The 26422-nt window shown below is 67.0% G+C and carries 22 protein-coding genes; 8 read left to right on the top strand and 14 right to left on the bottom strand.

The annotated features are described in order from the left end of the window. Window position 1 precedes the first annotated feature (1 nt). From KVY00_RS09790 to KVY00_RS09780, 3 genes are all read right to left on the bottom strand, one after another. A complete protein-coding gene (locus tag KVY00_RS09790; protein WP_223042785.1) occupies window positions 2-1039 on the bottom strand; it encodes an ABC transporter permease in 1038 nt (345 codons plus the stop codon). 87 nt (window positions 1040-1126) lie between these two features. After that, complete coding sequence (locus KVY00_RS09785; protein WP_223042784.1) at window positions 1127-2170, bottom strand: sugar ABC transporter substrate-binding protein; 1044 nt, start codon at window positions 2168-2170, stop codon at window positions 1127-1129. A 193-nt stretch (window positions 2171-2363) separates the two neighbouring features. Beyond that, window positions 2364-3368 (bottom strand): LacI family DNA-binding transcriptional regulator, encoded by a 1005-nt coding sequence (locus tag KVY00_RS09780; protein ID WP_223042783.1) that lies wholly within the window; start codon window positions 3366-3368, stop codon window positions 2364-2366. A 233-nt stretch (window positions 3369-3601) separates the two neighbouring features. On the opposite strand from KVY00_RS09780, the gene KVY00_RS09775 reads away from it, so the two are divergent. Further along, window positions 3602-5098, top strand: a complete 1497-nt coding sequence (locus KVY00_RS09775) for an aldehyde dehydrogenase family protein (RefSeq protein WP_223042782.1) — start codon at window positions 3602-3604, stop codon at window positions 5096-5098. Between the two features lie 47 nt (window positions 5099-5145). Then, the gene (locus KVY00_RS09770; RefSeq protein ID WP_223042781.1) at window positions 5146-6768 is read left to right on the top strand and encodes a GMC family oxidoreductase; all 1623 of its coding nucleotides are present in this window, start codon (window positions 5146-5148) and stop codon (window positions 6766-6768) included. Window positions 6769-6907: 139 nt separating this feature from the next. Here the strand turns inward: KVY00_RS09770 and KVY00_RS09765 are convergent, their stop codons facing one another. The 6 genes from KVY00_RS09765 to KVY00_RS09740 all read right to left on the bottom strand — a co-directional run bounded on the left by KVY00_RS09765 (window position 6908) and on the right by KVY00_RS09740 (window position 12862). Then, entirely contained in the window at window positions 6908-8074 is a 1167-nt protein-coding gene (locus tag KVY00_RS09765) for a DUF993 family protein (protein WP_223042780.1), read from the bottom strand. 4 nt (window positions 8075-8078) lie between these two features. Continuing rightward, window positions 8079-8921 carry a sugar phosphate isomerase/epimerase family protein gene (locus tag KVY00_RS09760; RefSeq protein ID WP_223042779.1) on the bottom strand — a complete coding sequence of 281 codons (843 nt, stop codon included), beginning with the start codon at window positions 8919-8921 and terminating at the stop codon, window positions 8079-8081. Window positions 8922-8930: 9 nt separating this feature from the next. After that, window positions 8931-10112, bottom strand: a complete 1182-nt coding sequence (locus tag KVY00_RS09755) for a Gfo/Idh/MocA family protein (protein WP_255572585.1) — start codon at window positions 10110-10112, stop codon at window positions 8931-8933. Further along, the gene (locus KVY00_RS09750) at window positions 10109-11452 is read right to left on the bottom strand and encodes an FAD-binding protein (protein ID WP_223042778.1); all 1344 of its coding nucleotides are present in this window, start codon (window positions 11450-11452) and stop codon (window positions 10109-10111) included. Before KVY00_RS09750 ends, KVY00_RS09755 begins: the two co-directional genes overlap by 4 nt. A gap of 160 nt (window positions 11453-11612) precedes the next feature. Continuing rightward, entirely contained in the window at window positions 11613-12023 is a 411-nt protein-coding gene (locus KVY00_RS09745) for an acyl-CoA thioesterase (RefSeq protein ID WP_223042777.1), read from the bottom strand. A gap of 167 nt (window positions 12024-12190) precedes the next feature. Further along, window positions 12191-12862: a GntR family transcriptional regulator gene (locus KVY00_RS09740; protein ID WP_255572858.1), complete on the bottom strand. Its 672-nt coding sequence runs from the start codon at window positions 12860-12862 to the stop codon at window positions 12191-12193. Window positions 12863-13096: 234 nt separating this feature from the next. On the opposite strand from KVY00_RS09740, the gene KVY00_RS09735 reads away from it, so the two are divergent. From KVY00_RS09735 to KVY00_RS09725, 3 genes are read left to right on the top strand one after another with little or no spacing between them, the layout of a single operon-like run. Further along, entirely contained in the window at window positions 13097-14491 is a 1395-nt protein-coding gene (locus KVY00_RS09735; protein ID WP_223042775.1) for an APC family permease, read from the top strand. A gap of 18 nt (window positions 14492-14509) precedes the next feature. Next, the gene (locus KVY00_RS09730) at window positions 14510-15565 is read left to right on the top strand and encodes an amidohydrolase family protein (protein WP_223042774.1); all 1056 of its coding nucleotides are present in this window, start codon (window positions 14510-14512) and stop codon (window positions 15563-15565) included. Further along, on the top strand, window positions 15562-16782 hold the full coding sequence (locus tag KVY00_RS09725; RefSeq protein ID WP_223042773.1) for an MFS transporter: 1221 nt from the start codon (window positions 15562-15564) through the stop codon (window positions 16780-16782). Before KVY00_RS09730 ends, KVY00_RS09725 begins: the two co-directional genes overlap by 4 nt. Before the next feature lie 127 nt (window positions 16783-16909). On the opposite strand, the gene KVY00_RS09720 is transcribed toward KVY00_RS09725, so the two are convergent. Continuing rightward, on the bottom strand, window positions 16910-17068 hold the full coding sequence (locus tag KVY00_RS09720; protein WP_223042772.1) for a hypothetical protein: 159 nt from the start codon (window positions 17066-17068) through the stop codon (window positions 16910-16912). A gap of 82 nt (window positions 17069-17150) precedes the next feature. Between KVY00_RS09720 and tagD the strand changes: the two genes are divergently transcribed. Both tagD and KVY00_RS09710 read left to right on the top strand, forming a co-directional pair. Then, complete coding sequence (gene tagD, locus KVY00_RS09715; protein ID WP_223042771.1) at window positions 17151-17549, top strand: glycerol-3-phosphate cytidylyltransferase; 399 nt, start codon at window positions 17151-17153, stop codon at window positions 17547-17549. Window positions 17550-17820: 271 nt separating this feature from the next. Beyond that, entirely contained in the window at window positions 17821-18843 is a 1023-nt protein-coding gene (locus KVY00_RS09710; RefSeq protein WP_223042770.1) for a hypothetical protein, read from the top strand. A 134-nt stretch (window positions 18844-18977) separates the two neighbouring features. Here the strand turns inward: KVY00_RS09710 and KVY00_RS09705 are convergent, their stop codons facing one another. Genes KVY00_RS09705 through KVY00_RS09695 form a run of 3 tightly spaced genes read right to left on the bottom strand, consistent with a single transcriptional unit; the run spans window position 18978 to window position 21708 of the window. After that, complete coding sequence (locus KVY00_RS09705) at window positions 18978-19757, bottom strand: amino acid ABC transporter ATP-binding protein (protein ID WP_305069207.1); 780 nt, start codon at window positions 19755-19757, stop codon at window positions 18978-18980. Then, on the bottom strand, window positions 19754-20791 hold the full coding sequence (locus tag KVY00_RS09700) for an amino acid ABC transporter permease (RefSeq protein ID WP_223045265.1): 1038 nt from the start codon (window positions 20789-20791) through the stop codon (window positions 19754-19756). The genes KVY00_RS09705 and KVY00_RS09700 overlap by 4 nt, the downstream gene beginning before the upstream one ends. Window positions 20792-20805: 14 nt before the next feature. Further along, window positions 20806-21708 carry an ABC transporter substrate-binding protein gene (locus tag KVY00_RS09695; protein ID WP_223042769.1) on the bottom strand — a complete coding sequence of 301 codons (903 nt, stop codon included), beginning with the start codon at window positions 21706-21708 and terminating at the stop codon, window positions 20806-20808. A gap of 286 nt (window positions 21709-21994) precedes the next feature. Here KVY00_RS09695 and KVY00_RS15695 point away from each other — a divergent pair, with 286 nt between their 5' ends. Continuing rightward, on the top strand, window positions 21995-24553 hold the full coding sequence (locus KVY00_RS15695) for a LuxR C-terminal-related transcriptional regulator (RefSeq protein ID WP_255572584.1): 2559 nt from the start codon (window positions 21995-21997) through the stop codon (window positions 24551-24553). Window positions 24554-24710: 157 nt separating this feature from the next. Here KVY00_RS15695 and KVY00_RS09680 read toward each other — a convergent pair whose 3' ends face one another. Then, window positions 24711-26345 (bottom strand): amidohydrolase, encoded by a 1635-nt coding sequence (locus KVY00_RS09680; protein WP_223042768.1) that lies wholly within the window; start codon window positions 26343-26345, stop codon window positions 24711-24713. Window positions 26346-26422: the final 77 nt, after the last annotated feature.

Raw genomic sequence — 26422 nt, 5'->3', positions numbered from 1 at the left:
GTCACTTCACCACCCTCAGCCGTGCACGCGAGTGCCAGAGTGTCGCGACCGCGGCGCCGACCACTACGATGCCTTGGACGGCCTGCTGCACGTAAGGGTTCACACCACCGAGCACCATCGCGTTAGAAATGGACACAATCACCAGCACTCCCGCGACGGAGTGGAGCACGCCACCGCGACCGCCCGTCAGGTATGTGCCGCCGAGCACAACGCCTGCAATGGTCGTGAATAGCAAACCGCTGCCAATGCTGACATCGCCGACTCCGCCACGGCCGGTTGCCATGACAGCGGCCAGTGCGGCACATCCTCCGGCGAGCACGAACGCCATCATGCGGAACAAACGCACATTGACCCCCGACTGCATCGCGATCTCCTCACTGTCCCCGATCACATAGGCGTATCTGCCGAACCGCGTCATCCTCTGCAGCAGCAGTCCGATCACCACGATCGCGATCGCGATCCAGACGAGACCGGGAACACCGAGCACCGGGACCCTGATGAGGTCGCGCAGGAATTGATCCTCGACTTGAGGCGGGGCGCTGCCGAACATCATCTGTCCGAGCCCGAGGCCGATCTGCCAGGTGCCGATCGTCACGATGAACGAGGGTATGCGCAACCAGGCCACCGAGGCACCAGCGATCAAGCCGAGGCCCGCACCGAGCGCGATAGCCAGGAGCACACCGAGCAGACCTAGGTCGAAGGAGCTCTGAGAGTTGGCCACCAAAAGCGCCACGGCGAGCGAGGCCGCCGCCATGACACCCTCGACAGAGAGATCGATGCCTCCCATGAGCACCACGAACGTGAGACCGATTGCGACGACGACCGGTACCGCGGCCTGCTGCGCGATCGCCGAGAGGTTTCCCGGTGAAAGGAACTGGGGGTTGATCACCAGCATCACGAGAGCGATCACCACGAGGATCCCGAGCGCGGGGATCGGATACTTATCACCGCGGAGCAGCCGGCGGAACACCGACTCGCTGCCCTTCGATGTCGCGTCGAGACGCTGCCGCGTCTCCTCTTCCTGTATTGCGGAGGTCATCTGCTCCTTCTTCCGCTCTCGGTTCCAGAAATCAGGCACACGGACTGACGACCGGAGTGGGCATTCGCGGCCGTCAGCCCGTGTACATCACATTCCGCGTCCGTTGACCGCCCAGACGTCGGAAAAGTCGAGTTCGGAGACATCGGTTGCCGCGGGAGTGTCAGCGGCGTTCTCCTGCGTCACGATGGGTAGATCCTCGAGATAGAACTCGCGCTTCTCAGCGGGCAGCTCGTCGGGATCGATTTCTCCCGTAGCTGCGGCGAATCCGATCGCAAGCCCATACCCGCCCTGCAGCTTGCCAGTGGACTGGGTAGTAGCCGCATAGCCGTCCCCGGCAGCGACGAGCTTGATCGCCTGTTCCAAACCATCGACACCCGCTACCGGAACGTCGGCACGACCGGCATTGAGAAGTGCTTCTCGAGCCCCGAGAGCCATCTCATCGCCCGCTGCCCAGACTCCGCCGATCTCATCACCGTGCGCCGTGAGCCAGGTCTGGGTGATGTCCTGCGCTTTGGTGCGATCCCAGCCGGCAGTCTGATCCTCGATTAGCTCGATCTCCGGGTACTCTTCGAGTGCCTGCTGCAACCCCGCGAACCGTTCCTTCGCAGGAGGGTTGTCGAGGATCCCCTGAAGGGCGACGATCTTGCCCTTACCACCCATCTTCTCGAAGAGCGCCTTGGCGATCCCGTACCCCTGCGGCACGCCGTCGACAGACATATGCGCTACCCAGTGCTTGCTGCCGTCCAGCGGCGAGGCATCGTCGGGCTTATTCCACTGGGTGACAAGCCAAGCACCGCTCTTCTCGACCTCGCTGACGATCGCGGGAACGATCGATGACTCGTTAGCGTCGATGTTGAGCACAGTGCACTCCCCAGACTTCGCAAGGACCGACTTGATCTGCGAGAGCTGCTTCGACGAATCGCCATCGCTTGAGATCCACTGGTAATTGTCGAGGAGTCCTTTCGACTCGGCAAAGGCCCGCGCGCCGGCATCGACCGCCACGTAGTACTCGTTCTCGAGGCCACGACCCGACTGAACGATCGTGATGTCCTCGGGAGCGCAGGCCTCACCTGAACTCCCCGTGCCGGTCGAGACCCCGCCCGCACAGCCGACGAACACGGGCAGCGTCACCGAGATGGCTGCGACAGCGGCTACGCGCCTACGTGCTACGGCCAGGCGCGTGCGGTTGGAGGCAGTCAGTGCAGATTTCATGGGATCCTCTCCTTTGAGGCTTGAGAAAGCGTTTTCTCATAGTGCCACGGGAAAGCGGATCCAGCAAGCTCTCGCGAAGGAAATTTAGTTCAACGGCAGACCGGCGCCGTCTTCAGCGAGCCCGAACACCGAGTTCAGCATTCCCCTCGTCGGCATCCGGCGCCGGCCCGGTCGAGCGCCGCAGAATGACAGGGGCTGCGACGGGAGCGACCTCGGCGTTCCCCTTATCGGAGAGCGAGGCACGCATCGCTCTCCACGCGAGCCGACCGAGTTGGGCCTTCGGGCTCAGCACCGTTGTCAGCGGTGGCACCGAGTGCCGCGCGATCTCGATATCGTCGAATCCGGTCACCGACACTCTTTCCGGGACACCCACCCCCAACTCGCTGAATCGCGTGAGCACTCCGTAGGCCATGAGATCATTGAAGGCGAGCACTGCTGTCGGGGACAGATACACGGCCTCGTCAGCAGCCAGATACCCCCCCTCGATGCTCGGCTCAGCTCGCAGTATCTCAAGCGAGAACCCGAGCCGAGCCGCGTTCTCGACCATCGCCGCCTCGCGAGCACGCGCCTGCCAAGAGGGATATGAGTTGTTGATGAACACCATATTCCTGTGTCCGTACGAGAAGAGGTGGCGGCAGAGCTCGCCGATCGCAGTGTGATTGTCGGAAGTCACCGTGGGGATGTCGAAACCCGGCTCCACGCGATTCACCATGACGAGTGGAACTCCCGTCTCCACAAGCCCCTCGAGTTGCGACACCGTCATCCGGGGCGATATCAGGATGAGGCCGTCGACGTTCGGCACCTGCTGCAGACAGGCTTCATGCTCCTCATCGGCGTCACCCATCGAGTCCATCACCACGATGCGATAACCGTCGCCCTTGGCTGCAAGCACAGCCGCCCGCAGCACCTCCTGGAAATACTGATTGCCGAGATCGGGAACGGTGACACCTATCGTGCGGAATGTACCGCTGACCAGGCCCCTTGCGGCGGAGTTCGGGCGGTACCCCACCTTCTCGGCCGCCTCACGCACACGCACCGCCATCTCTGGGTTTACCGTTTTCTCACCCGAGAGCACACGGGAGACGGTCGCGATAGATACCGACGCCTCCCGCGCCACGTCTCGGATCGTGGCTCGATTCCTGGCCGCCATTCCCAACCTCCCGACACAAGCCTCTCTATCGGCTCTGCGTCACTGGAACGATGTCGTAGTGGTTCATTATCCCTTGTGAGCCCCTGACACAGTGAAGGCGCTGCACGATTTCATCGTCTCGGCCGGGCCTGGTTCTCGTATTTTGCACTGGAATCCCTTACTATCAGTTGAGTAAGCGTTTTCTCAAAGGAGAGTGGAGCATGACCGGTTCGGCGAATTCCCTGCAGCACGCACGGAACTATGGCCTGTTCATCAACGGCACGGAAACTGAAACCGAAGCCGTGTCGCAGCGGTTCTGTCCAGGTACGGGCGAGCACGTCGCGACGTTCGCATCAGGCACGGCAGGGGATGCCCTAGACGCCATCGCCGTAGCGAGGCGGACCTTCGAAGAGCGAGTGTGGTCACGCAAGAACGGTCCGCAGCGCTCGCATGTACTGCTGCGTCTGGCTGAGCTCATGCGCGAGAACGCCGAGTACCTCGCACGCATCGAGGCAGAGGAGGTGGGCAAGCCTGTCAAACTCGCCCGGGGCGATGTCGCGGCCTCGATCGCGATGGTGGAGCACGCCGCGGCGCTTGCCCAGACCGCTTCCGGCGAGGCTGTCGATAACGTGAATCCTGATGTCGTATCACTTGTGGTTCGAGAACCTGCCGGCGTCATCGGCATGATCACTCCCTGGAACTTCCCCCTCCTGCAACTTTCCCAGAAACTGCCCTACGCCCTCGCAGCCGGCTGCACCGCGGTGATCAAGCCCGCCGAGATTACCGCGGGCAGCACCGTAGAGATGGCTCGTTTCTGCAAGCAGGCGGGAGTGCCCGACGGTGTCGTAAACGTGGTGACGGGGCGCGGCTCCGTCGTCGGCAATACCATCGCCGCCTCTCCTGATGTCGACGTGCTCTCGTTCACCGGCAGCACAGAAGTGGGGGCACGTATCACCGAGGTTTCGGCGGCTACGACGAAGCGTCTCTCGATGGAGCTCGGCGGTAAGGCCGCCGCGGTCGTGCTTCCCGACGCCGATCTCGAGCAAGCAGCGAACGGTGTGGTGTTCGGTGCGATCTTCAATTCGGGAGAGTGCTGCGTCGCAACAACTCGTCTGATCGTGCACGAGAGCATTGCAGACGAGCTCATCTCGCGCGTCATCGAAATCATGGGACGCGTCCGCGTCGGACCACCTCTCGACGACGACTCAGAGGTCGGCGCCATGATTCACGAGGCCCACCTCGAGTCAGTGCTCGGCTACATCGAGAAGGGCGTGGCCGAGGGCGGCACCATCCTCTTAGGTGGCAACCGACTCATCGACGGCGCTCACGCGAGCGGGTTCTACGTCGAGCCCACCATCATCGACGGCGTGAAACGCGGCGACACTATCTTCCAGGAGGAGATCTTCGGTCCGGTGCTCGCAGTCACTCGTTTCGCTACCGTCGAGGAGGCTGCGGAGCTCGTCAACGCAGTGGACTACGGTCTTGCGAACACCATCTGGTCTGCAGGGATCCAGACCGCGATTCCGCTCGCCAAACGCCTGCGTTCGGGTTCGGTGTGGGTCAACACCACGCTTGAGAACGCACCTCAGATGCCGACTGGCGGCCTCAAGCGATCCGGCTACGGGCGCGAGATGGGCACTGCGGGGTACGAGGAGTTCACCGAGCCCAAGACCATCACTCTGCGACTCAAGGCTGCCGAACCGTTCTTCGGCATCTGAACGTTCCGCTCGCTTCACCACACATATCAAGCACACTAGGAGAATCAATGTCGCGTCTCCCGACAACCACCAGTTTCGACTACGTCATCGCGGGCGGCGGTACCGCGGGCTGCGTGCTCGCCAGTCGGCTCTCTGAGGATCCCTCGGTCACGGTACTGCTGCTCGAGGCAGGCCGAAGGGACCGCCATCCCTTCATCCACCTCCCTCTCGGATTCGCGAAGCTCACGGGAAGCACCTTCGACTGGGGCTACCGGTCCACTCCTCAGAAGCACGCAGGGGACCGTGTCATGGGCCTCGCCCAGGGCAAGGTGCTCGGCGGCGGCGGGTCCATCAACGCGCAGGTGTACACGCGCGGCATCGATTCCGACTACGACGGCTGGGCCGAACTCACCGGCTACGACGAGTGGAACGCCGAGAGCATGCTCCACTACTTCAAGAAGTCGGAGGGGAACGAGCGCCTCTCGGGCGCGCGTCACAGCGGCGACGGCCCGCTCAAGGTCTCCGATCTCATGGATCCGCACCCGCTCTCCCAAGCGTTCGTGAAGGGAGCGCAGCAGTACGGTCTGCCGTTCACGAGCGATTTCAATGACGGCGATCCGCTCGGCGTCGGCTTCTATCAGCGCACCACGACACCCGACGGGCTGCGCTGCTCGGCCGCCACCGGCTACCTCACGAAAGAGGTCATGCGTCGGAGCAACCTCACCGTCGTCACCGAGGCATACGCGCATCTGATCGACCTGCGTGACGGCCGCGCGGCCGGCGTGAAGGCGCGCATCGGAGACTCGAGTATCACTTTCGAGGCGAAGCGCGAGGTCATCGTGTCATCGGGTCCCTTCGGCTCGCCACGGTTGCTGCAGCTCTCGGGCATCGGCGATCCGGCCGACCTCAAAGAGGCCGGCGTAGAAGTGAAGCACGCGCTGGTCGGCGTGGGCAAGAACCTTCACGATCACTGCGACCTCGATATCATCTACGAACTCAACGAATACGGCTCACTCGACCGGCTGCAGCGGGTGAGCCCGGCAATGATCTCGGCAGGGGTGCAGTACCTCGCGTTCAGGTCGGGGCCCCTCACTTCGACCGGAGTCGAAGCGGGTGCCTTCTCACTAGCCGACCCCAACGACGACAAGGTTTCACTGCAGTTCCACTTCCTCCCAGCTTCGGGATCGGAGGCGGGAATCGCTTCGGCCCCGGTGGGACGCGGCGTGACCATCAACTCGTACTTCCTCCGCCCCCGTAGCCGGGGCACTGTGAGGATTGCCTCGAGCGATCCCAGACGACAGCCCCTCATCGACCCCAACTTCCTGAGCGACGAGTTCGACATGGAGATGAGCATCGAGGGCGTGCGCCAGACCCGCGCGATGATGTCGCAACCGGAGATGGCGAAGCATATCAAGCGCGAGATCATCGACGACAGCTACCGACTGAAGACCCAAGACGACTACCGTCGCTTCGTTACCGATTTCGGGCGCACGTCGTATCACCCGGTCGGCACCTGCCAGATGGGCGATTCCGAGGAAGCAGTAGTGGATGCGAGCCTGCGCGTGCACGGCATGGCCGGTTTGCGCGTAGTCGACGCATCGGTCATGCCCTCTGTGAACTCCTCGAACACCCAGGCACCGACAGTCGCCATCGCTGAGAAGGCGGCAGACATGATCCAGGCCGGTCGTTAAACCCGCCAGACGGGCGAAGGGCTCCCAGCATCGATACGACGCTGGGAGCCCTTTTCGATGCGCGGATATCCATTCTCAAACACCATGCGGAAGGGCCTCCCCGATGAAACACCGGGGAGGCCCTTCTTTCGGAGCTGGTTTACGACGGGAAGCCGAGCCCTGAGAAATAGGCCTGAGCCCGGCGCGCGGTGAATTCGGGATCTGGAAAGAGACCGATGCGGTCCCCCGCCTCGAGCAGCTCAACCAGATGCTGCACCGACCGTCCCGTTTCGAAGCCGTCCAGCATCTTGAAACTCTGCTGCCAACCGTTCAAGAAACTCAGCCAAGCCACGCCGACCTTGTAGTACTGCGTCGGAGCCTCGAAAACCAGTCGCGAGACCTCCTGCGTCGGTTCGAGGATGCGGCGGAACTCCGCCACATCTCCTCTGTCGAGTGCAGCGAACGCGGCGCTCGCGAACTGCGGTACAGCGGCAAACGCGCCGAGAAGGGCGTCGCTGTGCTCCTCGTTGTCCCCCGCGATGAGATTCACGTAGTTGAAATCGTCACCCGTATATACCCGTACCCCCTCGGGAAGAGAACGACGGAAACCGGCTTCGAACGTCTCATCGAGCAACGAGATCTTGATCCCGCTCACTCGTACCGCGTTCTGCTCGATGATCGACCGCACGGTCTGCGATGCCACCGCGATGTCCTCACTGCCCCAATAACCTCGCAGGGCAGGATCGAACATCGAGCCCAGCCAGTGCAGCACGACTCCGTTCTTCGAAGCGGAAAGAACCCGGTCGTAGACGCGCACGTAGTCGTCGGCGCTCGTCGCCGCGGCAGCCAGCTGTCTGCTCGCCATCATTACCGTCCGGCCGCCTACCCCTTCGATCTCTTCGAGTTGGGCGATGTAGGCGTCCTCGATCGCGATGAGGTCGCGCTCATCGGCGGCGAGCGTGTCGGTCGCGATGCCGACTACGACCTTGCCACCCCGATCTCGCCCTTCCGCAACGGTGCGCCGGCCGAGCTCCATAGCCACACGGGATGAGAGTCCCATACCTCGCTGCGCCGTATCCATCGACTCGGCGATGCCGAGTCCGAGGTCCCACAGTCGGTGCCGTACGCGCATCGTCGCCTGCCAGTCGATGCAGTCGGTAGCCCCCTTCGCAGCCAGCCGGGGGTCCGCCACCACATGGGCCGCCGAGTACACTTCCCGGGCTGTTGGAGGCATGCGTGACACGATGAGATCCGCGGGTTCCCGCAGCTCGATGGTGCGCAGGCCGCCGTCAACAGCCGGCACGGAGAGAAACGTTCGCTCTGACATGGGTTCAGCCCTCCTGCCGGGTCTGCCCGGGGATGGCATAGCCGAACGATTCAACAGTTCTGGCGACGATGACCTCGAGCGGCAGCCGCCACAGTTCCTCGTTGAAGACCTCAACCTCGATCGGATCCCGGTACCCCGCTTCGATCATCGAGTGGGTGAGTCCCGGGAGATCTATAGTCCCCTCCCCCGGCATCACCCGTCCATTCATGTTCTCGGGCAGCGGCAGCGGCAAGGTGAAATCGTTGATCTGGTAGCCGAAGAGACGGCCCGCAGATCCCGCGTCAGCTAGGGAGGACTCCAGTTCGGGATCCCAGAAGGTCGCCCAGGCGTCGATCAACAGCCCGACATGCTCGACGGCCAGCTCCTCGACGACACGTAGCCCTTGGCGCACCGTCGTCACCACGGAACGATCGTGCACGAAGAGCGGGTGGATCGGTTCCAGCGCGAGCTTCACGCCGGTCTGCTGCGCGTGCGGTACCAGCTCGCCGAGCGCGTCTGCGATGCGAAGTTCAGCGTTCGAGATGGATCTATCATTGGCCGTCAAGCCGCCCGCGATGAAGGTGAGGTAAGGCGCCCCCACCTCGGCGCAGACATCGAGAGCATGGCGCGTGGCGTCCAATGCCTCTCTCAGCGCAGTTCCCTGCTTGTCAGCCACGAAGCCGACGCGACACATCGACGTGGGTGTAAGGCCCGTGTCACGCAGAAGGGCGCGGGTGGCGGCCGTGCCGATCTGCTGCACGGGCTCGAGCCAAAGACCAATGTGCTCGATTCCCGCAGCCGCGGCCGCAGCCGCAGTCTCGGGGAGCCCGTACGGACGTGTGGTCGCTTGATTCAAACTCAGTTTCACCGGTGCTCCTCACTCAATGACGTTCGCTGCAACAGGTTGCCTGTCGAGGTGCGCGAAGATCGCAGGCTCGGCGCGTTCACCGAGCTTTACCGGCACCCCCGTGCGAGCAGACTCATAAACAGCCTCGATCATCGCCAGCGAGTGCAACGCGTCTTTGCCGGTCACTGTCGGTTCGCGGCCCTCCCGGATCGCTTCTACGAAGTCCTGCAATTGCAGACGGTGGAAGCCCTCGAGCGACGCATTGACTTCGTTCACCGTTTTGCTCGGCTGGAACCCTGCAGTCACGAGCATCGAGCCGGCCTCCTCTTCTCCGGGCACCGTCCAAACCTCAACGGTGGCATCAGATCCCTCCGGATACTCGGCGATCTCTACGGTGGCTCCCGAGCTACCCGTCACCGCAATGCTCGCCCCCAAACTCGGTGCGGCGGAGACGGTGGCGTTGATCGTGGCGATCGCACCCGATTCGAACGTCACCACGGCTGAGACCGTGTCCTCGACCTCGATCGAAGCCTGATGGGTGAAGTTGCCCGCCCTCGCATAGACCTCTACGGGCGCGCCCATGTACCACTGCAGCAGATCCAGGTAATGCACGGCCTGCGTCATGAGCACCCCGCCGCCGTCGGCGGCCCAGGTACCGCGCCAGGGCGCGGACCGGTAATAATCGTCACCGCGGTGAAGCAGCGCATCGCAGCGTCCGAGCATAGGCGTTCCGAGGGCACCGCTATCGATAGCGGTGCGGATGCGTTGGGCAGCCGGCCAGAACCGGCGCTGGTAGACCACGCCCAACAACACATCGTTCTCCTCGGCCGTTGCGATCATGCGGCGTGCGGCTCCGGCGTCGACCGATATCGGCTTCTCGCAGAGCACGTGCACACCGCGGCGTACAGCCTCCGTGACGACTTGCTCGTGCGTGGGGTGCGGGGTGCACACGCTCACCGCGTCGACGCCGAGGTCGACCAGCTTTTGCACCGAGTCGACTGCGCGCTCGATGCCGCGCTCGGACGCGAAGGCTTCGGCGCGTGCGAGGTCCACGTCGCAGACCGCCACCACTTCGACCGCGTCAAACGACTCGTAGGCGCGCACGTGATTGTCCGCAATATTGCCGCAACCGATGATCCCGATACGCAGCGAACGATTCGATCGCTCGGGGCCGGTCTGCGGCGTCGCCGTCGGTGCCTGGTGTCTGCTCACTCGCCTGCTCCGTCCAACGCCGTCTCAGCTGCTCGGCGACCGAGCACAAAGCCGAAGATGATGCCGCCGATATAGCGCAGATCCTGAGCCCCACCAGCGTCAGCCCCCACCGCGAAGAGTCCCTGGATAGCACGGCCGTCGCGGTCGAGCACGCGGGCGTCGCCGTCAATACGCAGACCGCCGTAGGGGATGGTCATGCAAGGCTGAATCTCTACCGCGCGGAACGGCCCCTCTGCGAGAGGTGAAGGACGCTCCGGCAACGGCGCGTCGAGCGCGCGCTTCTCGCCTGCGGCAGCTGCGCGGTAGTCAGCAAGCGTTTTCGCAAGAGCCGCGCCGTCGACCCCCCAATCACGTACCACCTCGATGAGCTCCTCAAGCGTCTCGGTCTCCGCGGTACGCGCACCGATTTCACGAGCCTCCGCGTGACGGTCGAGGGTGAGGCCCGAGGGGTAGGGTGCGGCGAGTGAGCGCTCGCGCTGCACCCGATCATCCCAGATCAGCACACCGCGACGGCCGGTCTGCTTCACCAGACGCTGATTCGTCACCTCGTCGCCGAGGGACTCGTCGCTGAAGCGGCGGCCCTCTCGATTCACCACCACGCCGTAAGCCGAGAAATAGAGAGTCAGTCGCAGAAATACCTCCGAGGTCACCTCCACCGGACTCGGCAGTGTATGGCCGTAGAACCCCGAGAGGTGCCGCGAAGCCGCGGCCCCCACACTGGCGCCTAGGCGGAAACCGTCACCGACCGAATTCGGATTCGAGCGCACCGCGATATCATCCGCCCCATTGCCGATGAACAGCTGCCGCAACTCGGCATCGCCCTGGAAGCCACCGGTTGCCAATACGACGCCCTTCGCAAGGGAACGCTGCTTTCGGCCCTCGTGGCGGTAAACAACACCGACGACCGCATCTCCCTCTTTCACGAGTTCGACATCAGTGACTCCGAGCTTCAGTTTTCCCGAAGAAGAGACCTTTTCGGACCACCTCGCAAAGACTCCGGGAATATCGATCTTGCAGGCGCGACCCCACTCCAGATGGTCGTGCCACTCCTCGGAGACCTCCACGCCGGCGTTAAGCACGTCCTGCTTCACGACATCGTAGTTGTTCACGATCAACGGGCCGATCACGGGGTCGTGATCCGGCTGGATCCTCCGCAACACCTCGAGGTTCGGCGCAGTCCATAGGATGCCGGCAGAAAGCAGGGCAGAGCCGCCCACTGCCTGCGATTTCTCGAGTACTAGGACCTTCGCGCCCAGATCCACTGCCCGATTGGCCGTCGCCAGCCCTCCAGCACCCGCACCGACAACAACGAGATCGAATTCCTCGGCTGCTTCTGTCATTTCACTCTCCATCGATTTGAAATCAAGCGACGCCGGAAGGCTGCGTCACACTGCTTCGAAGTTAAGTGAGAAAACGTTTTCTGTCAAACTATGGCGGTAGCCTGATTTCATTCCGACGCGAGCCTCCTCCCGAACCCCGGGCAGAGACTCCCCTGCCGATTCAGTGATCGACCGGCTCCCGCAACCGCTCCGTGCCCTCGGTCGTCTCGGTGCGTCCGTGCGCGACCGCGCGCCCGTCGGCGTCGACCGCGACGAACACGATGCGATCCAGCGTCAGCACCTCCTGGCCCGTCACCGCGTTCTCGACCCGGCAGCTCAGCGTGATCGATGTGCGCCCGAAGGCCTCGACGCGGTACTCGAGCTCGAGCAGGTCGCCGCGGTCGGCGCGCGCGGCGAAGTCGATGGCCGACATGTGGCGGGTCACGACGTCGATGGTGCCGAGCTGCGTCACGGCGACGATCGCGGCCTCCTCGTCGACCCACTGCAGCAGGCGTCCGCCGAACAGCGCCCCGTGCTGGTTGAGATCCTCGGGCTTGACCCACTTGCGCACCACGTGCCGGTACTCGCTCATGCCCTCAGCATACGGCGCTCGCCGACCCGCGGCGCGGCCCGAGCCCGGCCCTCGGCCCGCCCTCAACCACCCCGTCGAGATACGGAAAACGCACGCCCACCCCGCCCAGAACCTGCGTTTTCCGTCTTTCGATGCCGCTGTTGCCTGCTCGCCACTGCGCCCGCGCCTCACGTGAGCAGCGGTAACGTGTCCGCCCGACTGTGCTCGACGTGGGCGAGCGCCAGCGCGGCGGCGCGCTCGGTCTGGCCCCGCACGATCGCGTCGCACAGATCACGGTGCTCGTGGTGCACGTCGCGGTCGTCCCGGCCGTTCGCGATGTGGAACAGGCGCTTCACCCGCCCGCGCACCGGCAGCATGAGATCCTGCAGCAACCGGCTGCCCGCGAGCTCCACGACCGTGTCGTGGAAGTCGGAGGTCGCGTCGGCGATCTCCGCGCCGCGCCCCGAGGCGACCGCGCGCTCCGCTGCGGCGAGCGCCGCGATCAGGCTCTCGCCCGACGCGCCTGCGGCGCAGCGGGCCGCGGCGAGCCTCGCCGCGAGCACCTCGAGCGATGCCCGCACATCGAAGAGCTCGATCACATCGTCGAGCGCCATCGGCGCCACCACCGCCCCCCGTCGGGGCAGCGTGCGGATGTATCCCTCAGCCTCGAGGCGGGGGAAGGCTTCGCGGATCGGGATCCGCGAGACCCCGAGCTGCTCGGCGACCTCTCGCTCACGCACGCGGCTGCCCGTCGGCAGCCGACCGTCGATGATCCGGTCGCGCACCCACTCGTAGACGCGCTCCCCCTGGGGGAGTCCGGGCTCCGCCGCGTGCTCCGCTCCCGCCACCGTCATCGACATCTGCACCGATCCGCTCCTCGTGTCCCGGGCCGCTCGTGTGCGGCCCGCACCCCCGATCGACAGTGTAAGGCAGCAGCACCTTGATTGACTTTGGTATTCCAAAAAGACCGAGCACTGAGCCAATACCGCGATTTCTCGCATTCACAGTTCGCACTCGCTCACATTCTGGCATACAATCTCTCGTGGTTCGAGCTCGAACCCACAGGTCATTCACCAGAGCAAAGGAGTCTGCGCATGACCGCACCCGCACAAGCCCCAGCAGCACCGGAGGCCGCCCGACCGCGCACGCTCAAGCGCGAACTCGGGCTCCCCGCACTCATCGCCTACGGCCTCACGTCGATGGATGTGCTCTCGGTCGTCTCCGTCTACGGGCCGGCGACCGCGATCAGCGACGGGCACCTGCCCGCCGCCTACGTCGCCGCGATCGTCATCATGCTGTTCACGGCCCACAGCTACGGGCGCATGGCCGCGCACGTGCCGATCACCGGAGGCGCCTACGCCTACGTCACGCGCGGTTTCGGCTCCGCGACCGGCTTCCTCACCGGCTGGGTGATGCTGCTCGACTACCTCTTCCTGCCGATGGTGAACTTCCTGCTCTTCGGCCTCTACTTCAACAGCCTCTTCACCGGCGTCCCCTCGTGGGTGGGCACGCTCATCTGCATCGCCCTCGTCGCGGTGCTCAGCATCATCGGGGTGAACTGGATCAAACGGATGAACTCCGTCGTGATCATCGCCTCGGTGCTGGTGATCCTCGCGTTCCTCGTGCTGGCCGCGCTGAACGCACCCGACCTGAGCCTCGAGGCCGTCATGACTCCGCTCTCGATCGGCGAGGGCGGGATCGCCCCGATCCTGGCCGCGGCGGCGATCGTCGCGTTCGCGTTCCTCGGTTTCGACGGCGTCTCGACGCTCGCGGAGGAGACGAAGGATCCGCGCCGCAGGGTCCCGAAGGGCATCGTTCTCGCGACGCTGTGCGCGGGCCTCGGCTACCTGGCCTTCTCGATCGCGGGCAGCCTCATCGCGCCCGACTGGACGCAGCTCGAGAACCTCGACGCCGCAGGCACCGAGCTCATGCAGAGCGCGGGCGGTGATGTGCTCATGGTGATCTTCGTGATCGTGAACACGGTCGGGATCGTGCTCTGCGGCACGGCCGCGCAGATGAGCGTCAGTCGCGTGCTCTTCGCGATGGGCCGCGACGGCATCCTTCCGCCCGTGCTCTCGCGCCTGCACCGCCGCTTCCGCACGCCGTACGTCGCCGCGCTGCTCGTCTCGGTCGTCGCCCTCGTCGCGCTCTTCATCACTCTCGACCAGGCCGTCTACATGATCAACTTCGGCGCGCTGGCCGCTTTCGCGATGGTGAACCTCGCGACGATCAAGGTACTGTTCTTCGACATGCGCCTGCGAACCGGGTGGGGCCTGCTGCGACACCTCATCATGCCGGTCGTCGGGTTCGTGTCGATCGCGTGGCTCTGGACCTCGCTCGCACCGTTCACCTACGTGCTCGGCGGGGTGTGGCTGGTCATCGGCGCTGCGATCTACATCGCGCGCCGCAAACGGCACGGCGGCCCGCTCGCCCTGCAGCTCGACGGCGTGAGCACCGAGGCGATGCCCACCCTCCCCTATCAATCCTGATCCTTCGAAAGGAATCGCATGACCGCGCTCCCCTCCTCGCCGGTGCTGCGCACCCCCGGACTCGTCGACGGGCACATCCACCCCGACAAGACCTCCTGGGGTCTCCCGTGGATCTCACGGCGACCGGCCGCGACGCTCTCCGCACTGATCGAGAACGATCGCGCGACGCAGGCCGGGTACGAGACGAGCGTCGAGGATCGCGCCCACGCGCTGCTCTCGCGCGCGCTCGAGCACGGCACGCTCGCCATGCGCGCGCACGTCGACGTGTCGTCGGAGCTCGGCACGGGGAATGTCGAGGGGGTGCGGGCCGCCGCCGAGCGGCTGCCCGACCTGACGGTGCAGATCGTGGCCTTCCCGCAGTTCGGGCTCCTCACGAACCCGGGCACGCTCGAGGCGATGGCCGCGGCGCTCGATTCGGGGGCGGATCTCGTGGGCGGGATCGACCCGGGCGGGATCGAAGGAGACCTGCACGGTCACCTCGACGCCGTCTTCGGCCTCGCTGACCGTGCGGGGCGCGACCTCGACATCCACCTGCACGACGGCGGAGAGGACGGGCTGGCGCAGATCCGCGAGATCGCCCGCCGCACCCTCGCGGGCGGCAGGCAGGGCCGCGTGACCATCGGGCACGCCTTCGCCCTGTGCGACACGACGCTCCCCTCCCTCCAGGAGACGCTCGACCTCGTCGCAGAGGCGGGCATCTGGATCGCGACCTGCGCTCTCGGCCCAGACCCGGTACCCGACCTCGACCTGCTGGAGCGGCACGGGGTGCGCGTCGTCGCCGGATCCGACGGCGTGCGCGACGCCTGGAGCCCCTTCGGCACCGGGAGCATGGTCGACCGAGCGCACCTGCTCGCCTACCGCACCGGAGCGCTGATCGATGCCGAGCTCGAGCGGGCCTTCCGCATCGCCTCGATCGACGGCGGGGAGATGCTGGGGCTGCCCGAGATCGCCGAGTGGACCCGGGAGAGCGGCACCCGCCTCGAGTTCGCGGCCGAGAGCGTGGCGCAACTCGTCGCGGATCGGCCCGCGCCCCTGCGGGTCCTCCGCGACGGCCGCCCGGTCGCCTCCCGATGACTCGACGACTCGAACAGTCCGCTTCGGCCGACCGCCGCACCTCCCCTGACCGTCGTCAGGGGGTCGCGGCCGGGATCCTGATCCTCGCCGTCGGCCTGAGCGTGCGCTTCCCCATCACCTCCGTCTCGCCGCTGCTCGGCGACATCGGCGACGCCTACGCGCTCTCGCCAGGCGGACTCGCGGTGCTGAGCGCGATCCCGGTGCTGCTCTTCGGCCTGGCATCGCCGCTCGCCCCGCTGCTCGTCGCACGGCTGGGTCTCACACGCGCGCTCACGGTGCTGCTCGCGGTGCTCGCGATCGCGACGCTTCTGCGCCCGCTCGCTCCGCCCCTGCTGTTCGCGGGCACGGTGCTCGTGGGGGCGGCGATCGCGCTGCTCGGGATCCTCGCCCCGCAGATCATCCGGCACGCGCTGCCGCACCGCGGCGGCTTCTGGACCGGCGTGTACACGACCTCCTTCGGCGTGAGCGCGGCGGCGGGTGCCGCGCTCTCCGTACCCGTGCTGCACCTGCTCGGCGAGCGCGTCGCGCCGGCTCTCATGACCTGGGCGATCCCGCTGCTCGTCGCCCTCGGCCTCGCCATCGGATTCGGCCCGAGACTCGCCGCAGCCGGGCCCGTCGTGTCCCGCGCCGCCGCCGACCGGCGGGCATCGGTCTTCCGCGCGCATGGCATCTGGTCAGTCACGGGCTTCTTCGGCTCGCAGGCGCTCATCTACTTCTCGCTCACCGCGTGGCTGCCGACGATCGCGGCGGATCGCGGCATGCCTCCCGCCCAGGCTGGTCTGCTGCTCGCCTGGATGAGCGTGGCCGGCCTCCCGGCGTCGCTCCTCGCACCGACGCTCGCCGCACGCCCACGCCTGCGCAGCGGACTGATCGTCGGGGTCGCGATCCTCTCGGCGATCGGCCTCGCCGGGCTCGCGTTCGGGCCGCTCCCGCTCGCGCCGGTGATGGTCGCGGTGCTCGGGATCGCGCAGAGCGCGGCATTCGGGCTCGGGATCGCGCTCATCGTGTTCACGGCCCCGAGTGCCGCGGAGACCGCGAGTTTCTCGGCCGTCAGCCAGGGCATCGGCTACGCGTTCGCCGCCGCCGGCCCCCTGCTGCTCGGCCTGCTCTCGCAGGCGGGACTCGAGTGGTCGGCGATCCTCGCGCTGCTCATACTGGCGGCCGCGTGCGAACTCGTGTTCGGAGTGACGGCGTCGAGGGCGTCGGCGCGCGGGTAAGCCGCGGCGCCTCCGTTCTCGCACGGTGCGAATGACGCAGGCCTGCGTCGGCTCCCGGCGTCGACGAGGTCACGCCGCGCGCACGGGCGCGAGGCTCCTCGTCATCGCGGGGTGCCGGCGGCGACCGTCACTCCTCTTCGTCTGCGTGCGCGTGACCCGACTCGAGGTGGGTGGCCGGGCCGAGATGCGAGGCGCCGCCCTCGTCGGTCCACTCATGGCCGAGCTCATCGTTGCGGGCGGGATCCGACTCGTGATCCGGAACGCGTCGATCCTTGTCGTTCTGCATCGTGACCTCCCTCGTCTCCGGGCCGCCCGGTGGGCCGCCCTTTCCTCCAGGGTACGCGGGCGATGCGGCTTAGGATAGAAAAATGAAGCGTATCCTGACCTACGGCACCTTCGACCTCCTGCACTGGGGGCACATCCGACTCCTCAAGCGGGCGCGCGATCTCGGCGACTACCTCGTCGTGGCGGCCTCGACCGAGGAGTTCAACGCGGGCAAGGGCAAGAAGACCTACCACGACTTCGAGACCCGCAAGAACATGCTCGAGGCGGTGCGCTACGTCGACCTCGTCATTCCCGAGGAGTCGTGGGACCAGAAGATTCGCGACGTGCAGAAGTACGAGATCGACGCGGTCGTGATGGGCGGCGACTGGGAGGGCGACGAGCGCTTCGAGATCCTGCGCCCCTACTGCGAGGTCGTCTACCTCGACCGCACCGAGGGCGTCTCGACCACCAAGATCAAGCGGGATCTCGGCGTCAACTCGTAAGGCCCGGGGCCCTCGGCCACCCGCTCCGAACACGACGGTTTCATTGAGACCGACGGTTTCAGGGGCGCTGGAACAGTCGGTCTCACTGAAAGCGTCGGTCTCGCCGGAGAGAGCAACGAAGCAGGGCGTCTCGAGAGCCCACTTCGAGAGCCCACTTCGAGAGCCGCTCCTGCTTCGCTCACAACCTCGGGCAATGCTTGGGGTCGACGTACTTGTCCACATTCTTCGTCAGAGGCCCGCTCGCGACGCGCACCGCTGCGACCATGGCGTCGTGGACTACACGCAACATCTCGCACAGCTCGACGCTGCGCTCATCGTTCGACGGCATTTGCTGGACGGGGAGCTCAGCGATCACGAGTTGCGCGCGAGGACGGAGGCGGGGCTCCTCGTCAGAGTGATCCGCGGCTGTTATCTCGACCGGAGCCTCTGGGACGGGCTCTACGAAGAACAGCGTCTGCTCGCGCGCACGCTCGCCGTCGCCAGGCTCGGCAGTGCCAAGCCCGGCAGTGCCGGGCTCATCGACGAGCCACCCATCTTCTCGCATCTCTCCGCCGCCGTGCTCTGGGGTCTCCCGCTTTACGGCCTCAAGCGGAGCTCGCCTCAGCGGGTCCATCTGCTCACCCCGCCGGAGAGGCCGGGACGGAGCCGGGGAGCGGTGATCCGCCACTCCGAGCCCTATGGAGAGGACGACGTCACCACGGTCGCGGGGCCGCGGGTCACCACCCTCGACCGCACGGTCCGCGATCTCGCTCGGCTCGCAACGCCCGAACTCGCCCTCGGCTGCGCCGACAGTGCGCTACGCCGCATCCTCGGCGACCCGCACTACGCGGCACCGGCGCCGGTCGAGCAGTGGCGCGAGTCCCAGCTCCGGATCCTGCGTGAGCGACCGGGTGTGCGAGGAGTCCGCCGGGGCAGCCGGATCCTTGAGCTCGCCGACCCGCGAGCAGACTCGCTCGCCGAGAGCGTGAGCCGTCTGCAGCTGGTGCGGCTCAGGGTGCCGTTCGAGTTTCAGGTTGCGGTCTCAGGGCTGAACGGAGCCGTCCACCGGATGGACTTCGAGTTCGTCGGACAGGCCTGCTTCGGGGAGATGGACGGCCGGATCAAGTACACCGATCCCGACTACCGGAACGGGCGCACGCTCGAACAGGTACTGCTCGACGAGAAGGAGCGCGAAGACGAGGTGCGGGGCATCCATCGCAAGTCCGTGGCGCGCTGGGGATGGAGCAGCATCGGCACCGCACGCAGACTCGGGGCCCGGCTGAGCGCCTTCGGGCTGCATATCCCCGGGTTCTGAGCGCGCCTTCGCTCGCCCCGCTTCCCGCGCCGAACACGACGCTTTCAGCGAGACCGACGGTTTCAGGGCCTCTGAAATCGTCGGTCTCGCTGAAAGCGTCGGTCTCAGTGGAGCGACGAAGGCCGGCGCTCCGACTACAGCACCTTCGAGAGGAACGCCTTCGTGCGCTCCCGCTGCGGGTTGCTGAGCACCTCGACGGGATCGCCCGACTCCACGACCACGCCGCCGTCCATGAACACCAGCTGGTCGGCGACCTCGCGGGCGAAGCCCATCTCGTGCGTCACCACGATCATCGTCATGCCGCTCTCGGCGAGCCCCTTCATCACGTCGAGCACCTCGCCCACGAGTTCGGGGTCGAGCGCGGAAGTCGGCTCGTCGAAGAGCATGAGCTTCGGCTCCATCGCGAGCGCGCGGGCGATCGCCACCCGCTGCTGCTGACCGCCCGACAGGTGCGCCGGATAGTAGTCGTGCCGCTCGGCGAGACCCACGCGCGCCAGCAGCTCCATCGCCCGCGCCTTCAGCGCGGTCTTGCCGCCCTTCTTCAGCAGGGTCGGCGCCAGCATCACGTTCTCGAGCGCGGTCAGGTGCGGGAAGAGGTTGAAGCGCTGGAACACCATGCCGATGTCGCGGCGCTGCTCCGCCGCCTCGCGCGGGTGCATCTCGTAGAGCTTGTCGCCCTTCTGACGGTACCCGACGAGTTCGCCGTCGACGGAGAGCCGACCCGCGTTGACGGTCTCGAGGTGGTTGATGCACCTGAGGAACGTCGACTTGCCCGATCCCGACGGCCCCACCAGGCACAGCACCTCGCCGCGCTGCACCTCCAAGGAGATGGACTTCAGCACGAGGTTCGAGCCGTACGACTTCGAGACGGCCTCCGCCTTCACCATGGGCGTACCGGTCGCGTGCGCGCTCATGCGCCACCTCCTGGACGATTGTGCGGGGGCACGATGTTCTCGCCGCCGCCCGCACTCGGGTACGTGGGGTTCGCATCGGCGCCGCCCCGGCCCGCGGCCTCGCCCACGACACCGATCGCCGCGGTCTCGACCGTCGGCTTCATCACGTCGGGCCGCTGGGCGACACCCTTCGCGAAGTGCCGCTCGAGGTAGTACTGGCCCACCATGAGGATCGACGTCACCGCGAGGTACCAGATGGACGCCACGATGAGCATGGGCACCGGCTGGTAGGTCACGGCCGAGATGTCCTTGGCGCGGCCGTACAGGTCGAGCGTGAAGGGCACGGCCGTGACGAGCGAGGTCGTCTTCAGCATCGAGATCACCTCGTTGCCGGTCGGCGGGATGATCACGCGCATCGCCTGCGGCAGCACGACGCGGCTCATGGTGTGCCACCAGCCGAGGCCGAGCGCGGTTGCGGCCTCGTCCTGCCCCTTGTCGACGGAGAGCAGCCCGGCGCGCACGATCTCGGCCATGTACGCCGCCTCATTGAGCGCAAGGCCGATCACGGCGAGCGTGAAGTAGTTCAGCAGGTCCTTCGTCGTGAACGAGGTGACCGCCTCGGTGAAGGGGATCCCGAGCTCGATCGTCTTGTAGATGACCGGCATGAGACCCCAGAACGTGAGCTGCACGTACACCGGGGTGCCGCGGAACAGCCACAGATACACCCACGCGACCGATCGCACGACGGGATTCGGCGACTGGCGCATGACCGCCATCGCGACGCCGAGCACGATGGCGATGATCATCGAGTAGACGGTGAGCTGCAGCGTGTACCCGGCGCCGATGACGATGCGCTCGTCGAAGAGGTACTTGCCGACCTCGGCCCAGTTGTAGACGGGTCGGTTGAACGCGGTGTCGTACAGGAACAGCGCCGCGATCAGCACGAGCACCACCGCGAACACGCTGCGCCACGGATGCCTCAGACGTATCGCCTGGATCTGCTCGGGTTCCGTCTCGCGGGTCGCCCCGGAGACGGAACCGTCGGAATTCTGCATGTTCATGACGAGGATCAGGCGGAGCCGGCGTTGATCGTGGCCTCGGTGAGCGCGCCCGCCTCGATGCCCGCGTCGGTCAGGATCTCGAGGTACGTGCCGTCGTCGATGAGCGACTGCAGCGCGGCCTGCACCGCCTTCGTGGTGTCGCTGTCCTTCTGCGTCGCGAAGCCGTAGGGCGCCGCGTCGAAGACGTCGCCGACGGTCTCGAGCTGGTCCGAGAGCTTGGCCACCGCGTCGCCGGTCACCGGCAGGTCGGCCGAGAAGGCGTCGGCGCGGCCGTCGACCACGGCCTGCGTCGCCTCGGGCTGGCCGTCGAAGCGCAGAATCTCGATCGCGTCCTTGCCCGCGTCGGTGCACGCCTTCGACTTCGCCGGCAGCTCCTCGGTGTCCTGCACGGTCGTGGCCTGCACCGCGATCGTCAGACCGCAGGCATCATCGGGGTTCACGTCCGACCCGACGGGCGCCGCCCACTGCGTGCCCGCGTTCAGGAAGTTGACGAAGTCGACGGACTTCTGGCGCTCGAGGGTGTCGGTGAAGGACGACGAGCCCATGTCGAGGGCCCCCTCCTGGATACGCGGGATGATGCTGTCGAAGCCGAGGATCTCCCACTCGGGATCGAGGCCGAGCTTGGCCGAGACGGCCTCCGCGAGCTCGACGCCCCATCCGGTGGGGTTGCCGTCGGCGTCCTTGTACTCGTTCGGCGGGTACTCGGCGTCGGTGCCGATGCGCAGCACGCCGGAGTCCTTGAGCTCGTCGGGCAGCAGATCGACGGCCGCCTGGTCGGGGGCGATATCTGCAGGGGCCGAGGTGCTTCCCCCGCCTTGACCACCGCCCTCGGACTCGGCGTTGTTGACGCAGCCCGTGAGCGTGAGCAGAGCAGCCGCGGCGATGGCGGGAACTGCATAGCGAATCTTCATCGATTCCTCCAAATGACGGATGGCCGAGGGGTGCCCGGCGTTCGAACTCGCTCCGAGTGTACTGCCCCGATGTATCGAGCGGATCACAGGGTCTCTATGCGGCTCCAGAGCCGGACTGGAGCGCTCGTCTCCGCCGCGTCTTTCCGCGGGGCCCGACGATAAAACACTGATGTAACATTCGGGTTAAGCTGTCTATCGGGGGAGCCGACAGAAGTGGGCGGTGTCCAGGGGCCGAAGCGCGGGGGCGCTTCGCCTCAGATACCCTGGCGCGAAAGGGAATCACGCTGTGCTTGGCGACCCCCGACCCGATGCTGCAGTACCGATCGATGCACCGGGCCAACTGCGACGGGAGCGACTGCTCTCGCAGATCGAGAACGGCGGCCGCGTCGTGGTGGTGCGCGCCGAGGGAGGCGCGGGCAAGACGGCGCTCATCGCGCGGTGGGCTCGAGAGCACCGCGATACCGCGGTCGCCTGGGTGACGCTCGACGAGGGCATCATCGACGCCCGCAGCTTCTGGCTGCGCACCTTCGCAGCACTCAGAACCGCGGCTCCGGAGGTGTTCCAGCGCATCTTCGACGGCTACCTCAGCGGCTTCATCTCACCCGATGACGCTCCCGCCCTGCTGGCGTCGACAGTGCTGCGCGCCGAATCCCGTGTGGTGCTCGTGCTCGACGACCTCCACCTGGCCGAGGATGCCCTGCAGGATCAGCTCGTCTCCCTCATGCGCATCGCATCACCGCTGCGCATCATCGCCTCGAGCAGGCGTCGCACCCGGTTCGAGGCGCCGCTGACATCGACGGCCATCGAGACCACCGTCATCGATTCCGCAGAGCTCGCGTTCACGAGCGGGGAACTCGCGCAGCTCGCCTCCGCGCTGCCGTATCCGGTCACGAAGAGCGAGCTCGCGGTGCTCGAGCGCATGACCCGCGGCCACTCCCTCGCCGTGCGGCTCTCGCTCTCCGTGATGGAGGGGCTCTCGGCCGACGGCTCCCGCAGGCCCGAGCTCGACGAGGTCGAGCGCGGCATCGCATCGGTGCTCACCGATTTCACGCCGCGATTCGACGACCCGGCGAAGGAGGCGCTCGCACTCGCCGTCTCCCTGTGCCCCGAGGTCGATGAGCCGCTCGCGCGGCGTCTGGAGCACTCGGGCCAGGGTTGGAGACTGGTGGAGGCGCTGGAGGAGCGCGGGCTCGGGCGCATCGCGATCCGCCGCGGCCGCCCCGTCTTCCTCATGCACGCCCTCATCACCTCGGCCCTCAGGCAGCGGGCGGTGCACGAGCTCGGTGCCGAACGCGTCACCGAGGTGCGCCGCATCGCCTACGAGCAGCTGCGCGACCTCGCGGACCCCGTCGAGACGCTCGGGATGCTCATCGAAGGGGGGATGGACGGCCTGGTCTTTCCCCACTTCGCGCGCTACTTCTCAGAGCTCAGCCAGTTCCGCTCGGCCGAGGTGATCGCGCTGCTGAACCCGCTCCCCACCGAGCGCCTCCAGCGCAAGGGCGAGCTGCCGATCGCGCTCTCGATCGCGCTCAGCGAGAGCGCGATCATTCCCACTCAGCGCATCCGGCAGCTCCTGCGCATCGGCCTCACCGAACTCTCACGGCGGCCGATCCCCGCGGGCAGCGCCGAAGAGCTGTTCGCAGCGCTGGCCAGGTTCGGGGGCATGCGGGTGAGCCGCAACTACGACGAGGCCGCGCGCGCCGGCGAGGAGTTCGTGCGGCTCGTCGCAAGGGCGAAGGATCTCTCGGCCGAGCCCTGGCTCTACGCCGGCACCCTGCAGCTGGTGATCACGGCGCTGCTCGCCCACCGGATCCCGCGCGTGCTCGAACTCGCTCAGGGGATGGAGGGCGACCCGCACCCCGGCCGCCCGTTCCACACGCACTCTGTGCTCTCGTTCACCCGCGCCTACACCGGCGACATGGTGGGGGCCGAGCGCGAGATCGCGATGGTCGGCACCTCACCCTGGAAGGGCTGGGAGGGATCGCTCTACGCCGTCGGATGGCACCTCTCGAGCGCGCTCACCGCTCTGAACCGCGGAGACGGCGGCACGGCGCTCGAGGCTCTGCAGCCGGTCGCGAAGCGGCTCGAGGAGTTCGAGCAGTGGTCGACGATCGCCTGGACGCGAGGGGTCGTGCGGCTCCTCAGCGGCGAGGCCGCGCGGGGCCTCGAAGAGCTGGAGGCGACCCGCGATTCCCTGAGTTCGTTCCCGCTGAGCTCGGGCTGGGCCGAGGAGCTGCGCACGCTGCACGCCGACCTGCTGATGGCGGTCGGGGATCTGCCCCGCGCCCGCGCCGTGCTGACGCATCGCGGCGAGGCTCCCGTCACCATGCTCGCGCGGGCGAGGCTCGCGCTGCTCTCGGGTCAGCCGCAGGAGTCCGCCGCTCTGCTCGACAGGATCCGCACCCACGATCTGATCCCCTCGCATCAGGCGCAGCACCTGCTGCTGAGCGCTGCGGCGCACGCCCGGCTCGGCGAGACCGGGTACGCGGGCACGCTCCTGGAGCAGGCCCTGTACTCCCTCGATCGCACCCGCAACCGGCTGCCGCTCTCGTGGGTGCCCGCGGTGGATCTGCGAGTGCTGCGCGCACTCGTGCCCGAGGGGATCTGGATCGATCCCGTCGGCACGCCGTTCGAGACCGAGGCGGAGACCTTCGAGAAGCTCTCCAAGCGGGAGACGTTGGTGCTCCTCGAATTGGCGACCCAGGCGTCGAACGAGGAGATCGCGAACGCCCTCCACGTCTCCGTGAACACGATCAAGTCGCAGACGCGCAGCATCTACCGCAAGCTGCGGGTGTCGTCCCGCGCCGACGCGCTGGGGCGGGCGCGGCAGATCGGCCTGCTCTAGCGATCCGGCGCCGGCGGTGCGCGGCGCCCCCGGAAGCGGCCCGGCTCAGCAGCCCGGCTCAGCAGCCCGGCTCAGCAACCCGGCTCAGCAGCCCGGCTCAGCAGCCCGGCTCAGCAGCCCGGGGCCGAACAAGTCCCGGCCGGGCCCCGCCCAGCCGCTACCCCAGCTCGCCGTCGACCGCCGTCGCGAGCACTCGGGCTTCGGCGAGCGCTTCGGGATCGGCCGTGCGCGGATCCACGTCGAGCACCGCGAAGTCGGCGTGCAGCCCGGGCGCGAGCGCTCCGACCTCGTGCTCGCTGCGCAGCTGCCAGGCGGCGTTCGAGGTGTGGGCGCGCAGGGCGTCGAGGCGGGTGACGCCCGCGCCCCCGCCGAGGTGCCTGCCCGTGCGCGAGGTGCGGGTCTCGGCCACGGCCATGTTGCGCAGCGGCTCGTACGGCGTCACCGTGCCGTCGTTGTGGAAGGTGGCGCGGTGCCCCGCCGCGAACGCCGCCCCCGCATCGGCCCAGGCCGATCCGCGCTCCCCGAACAGGTCGTCGACCAGCACGTCGCCCCAGTAGGTGATGTGGTCGACGAAGAGGCTGACCGTCACGCCCAGCGAGGCCGCGCGGCGGAACTGAGCCGGGGTCATGAGTCCGCAGTGCTCCACGCGGAAGCGGTGGTCGCGCAGTTCGAACCGGCGGATCAGCTCCTCGTAGGCGTCGAGCGTGCTGTCGACGGCGACGTCGCCGTGCGAGTGGCAGGCGAGCTGCCACCCGTCGCCCGCGTACTGCGATCCGATGTCGATGAGCTGCTCGGTCGTGTAGTTCGCCCGCCCGATGTGGCCGGGCTCGAGGCCGATGCCGCGGGTGACGGCGTTGTCGAGGTACGGGAAGGAGGTGGCGATGTTGCCGACCCACGGCGATCCGTCGCTCCACACCTTGATGCCGGTCTGCCGCACCCAGGCGTCGCCGTTCTCGAGCGGAACGGTCGCGGTCGCACCGGGCCGCGACATCTCGTAGCCGCGCACCCGCACGGGCAGGCTGCCGGCCTCGCGCAGCCCCTCGTAGAGCGGGCCGAGCTCGGATGTCCAGGTGAGGTCTGCGACGGTGGTGATGCCGCGCCGACGCACGTCCGCGAGGTGCTCGGCCATGCGCTGCGGAAGCCGCGCCCGAGCGGCGGCCATGACGGGCCCGGCGATCCTCATCACCGCAGCGGCCTCGTAGGCGACGCCGCTCAGCTCGCCCGACGCATCGCGGCCGAACGAAGCACCCGCCGGGTCGGGGGTGTCGCGGTCGATGCCCGCCTCCCGCGCCGCCGCCGTGTTGAAGTAGGCGGAGTGCAGCGAGTTGTGCACGATGACGAGCGGGGTGTCGCCCGCGACCGCGTCGAGCTCTGCGCGATCGGGCGGGGTGAGGCCGCGCTGCAGCAGCGGATCCCAGCCGTTGGCGAGCACCCGCGCGGGCCCGGCGGCGAGCGCGGCCCTGATGCTGCTCCAGACCTCGTCAGCGGAGCTGAGAGTGACGGGGCGGATGTCGATGACGCCCTCGCCCAGCAGCTGCGCGGCCTCCGAGGGGTGGCCGTGGGGTTCGATGAGGCCCGGGATCGCCCACCCCTCGCCGAGGTCGATGCGCCGGGCTCCGGGAGGGGCCGGGACTTCGTCGCGCGATCCGATCGCCGTGATGCGGCCGTTCTCGACGAGCATGGCCTCGGGGGCGGATGCGGGATCGGCCGCGGCTCCCGGCTCCTCCGCGATGCAGGCGAGGTCGGTGCGCACGAAGCGCCCGGTGATGTGCAGAGCGCCGGATCCGGCCATGTTCGTGTCCTCTCATCGGGCCGCACGGCCCTTCGACATTTGTATCGGTTCGCGGCATCTCGCGGAAGACGAACCGG

This window comes from Leucobacter tenebrionis (assembly GCF_019884725.1).
Taxonomy (GTDB): Bacteria; Actinomycetota; Actinomycetes; order Actinomycetales; family Microbacteriaceae; genus Leucobacter; species Leucobacter tenebrionis.
Note: the sequence above shows the minus strand (reverse complement) of the source record. Positions and strands in the feature narration are given on the sequence as shown.

Excerpts from the sequence above, each read along its gene's own strand:
- KVY00_RS09770 (WP_223042781.1), top strand. The coding sequence starts at position 5,146 with ATGTCGCGTCTCCCGACAACCACCAGTTTCGACTACGTCATCGCGGGC.
- KVY00_RS09750 (WP_223042778.1), bottom strand. The coding sequence starts at position 11,452 with ATGACAGAAGCAGCCGAGGAATTCGATCTCGTTGTTGTCGGTGCGGGT.
- KVY00_RS09705 (WP_305069207.1), bottom strand. The coding sequence starts at position 19,757 with ATGAGCGCGCACGCGACCGGTACGCCCATGGTGAAGGCGGAGGCCGTC.
- KVY00_RS09695 (WP_223042769.1), bottom strand. The coding sequence starts at position 21,708 with ATGAAGATTCGCTATGCAGTTCCCGCCATCGCCGCGGCTGCTCTGCTC.
- KVY00_RS09720 (WP_223042772.1), bottom strand. The coding sequence starts at position 17,068 with ATGCAGAACGACAAGGATCGACGCGTTCCGGATCACGAGTCGGATCCC.
- KVY00_RS09775 (WP_223042782.1), top strand. The coding sequence starts at position 3,602 with ATGACCGGTTCGGCGAATTCCCTGCAGCACGCACGGAACTATGGCCTG.
- KVY00_RS09740 (WP_255572858.1), bottom strand. The coding sequence starts at position 12,862 with ATGTCGATGACGGTGGCGGGAGCGGAGCACGCGGCGGAGCCCGGACTC.
- KVY00_RS09790 (WP_223042785.1), bottom strand. The coding sequence starts at position 1,039 with ATGACCTCCGCAATACAGGAAGAGGAGACGCGGCAGCGTCTCGACGCG.
- KVY00_RS09700 (WP_223045265.1), bottom strand. The coding sequence starts at position 20,791 with ATGCAGAATTCCGACGGTTCCGTCTCCGGGGCGACCCGCGAGACGGAA.
- tagD (WP_223042771.1), top strand. The coding sequence starts at position 17,151 with ATGAAGCGTATCCTGACCTACGGCACCTTCGACCTCCTGCACTGGGGG.
- KVY00_RS09725 (WP_223042773.1), top strand. The coding sequence starts at position 15,562 with ATGACTCGACGACTCGAACAGTCCGCTTCGGCCGACCGCCGCACCTCC.
- KVY00_RS09730 (WP_223042774.1), top strand. The coding sequence starts at position 14,510 with ATGACCGCGCTCCCCTCCTCGCCGGTGCTGCGCACCCCCGGACTCGTC.
- KVY00_RS09735 (WP_223042775.1), top strand. The coding sequence starts at position 13,097 with ATGACCGCACCCGCACAAGCCCCAGCAGCACCGGAGGCCGCCCGACCG.
- KVY00_RS09680 (WP_223042768.1), bottom strand. The coding sequence starts at position 26,345 with ATGGCCGGATCCGGCGCTCTGCACATCACCGGGCGCTTCGTGCGCACC.
- KVY00_RS09765 (WP_223042780.1), bottom strand. The coding sequence starts at position 8,074 with ATGTCAGAGCGAACGTTTCTCTCCGTGCCGGCTGTTGACGGCGGCCTG.
- KVY00_RS09745 (WP_223042777.1), bottom strand. The coding sequence starts at position 12,023 with ATGAGCGAGTACCGGCACGTGGTGCGCAAGTGGGTCAAGCCCGAGGAT.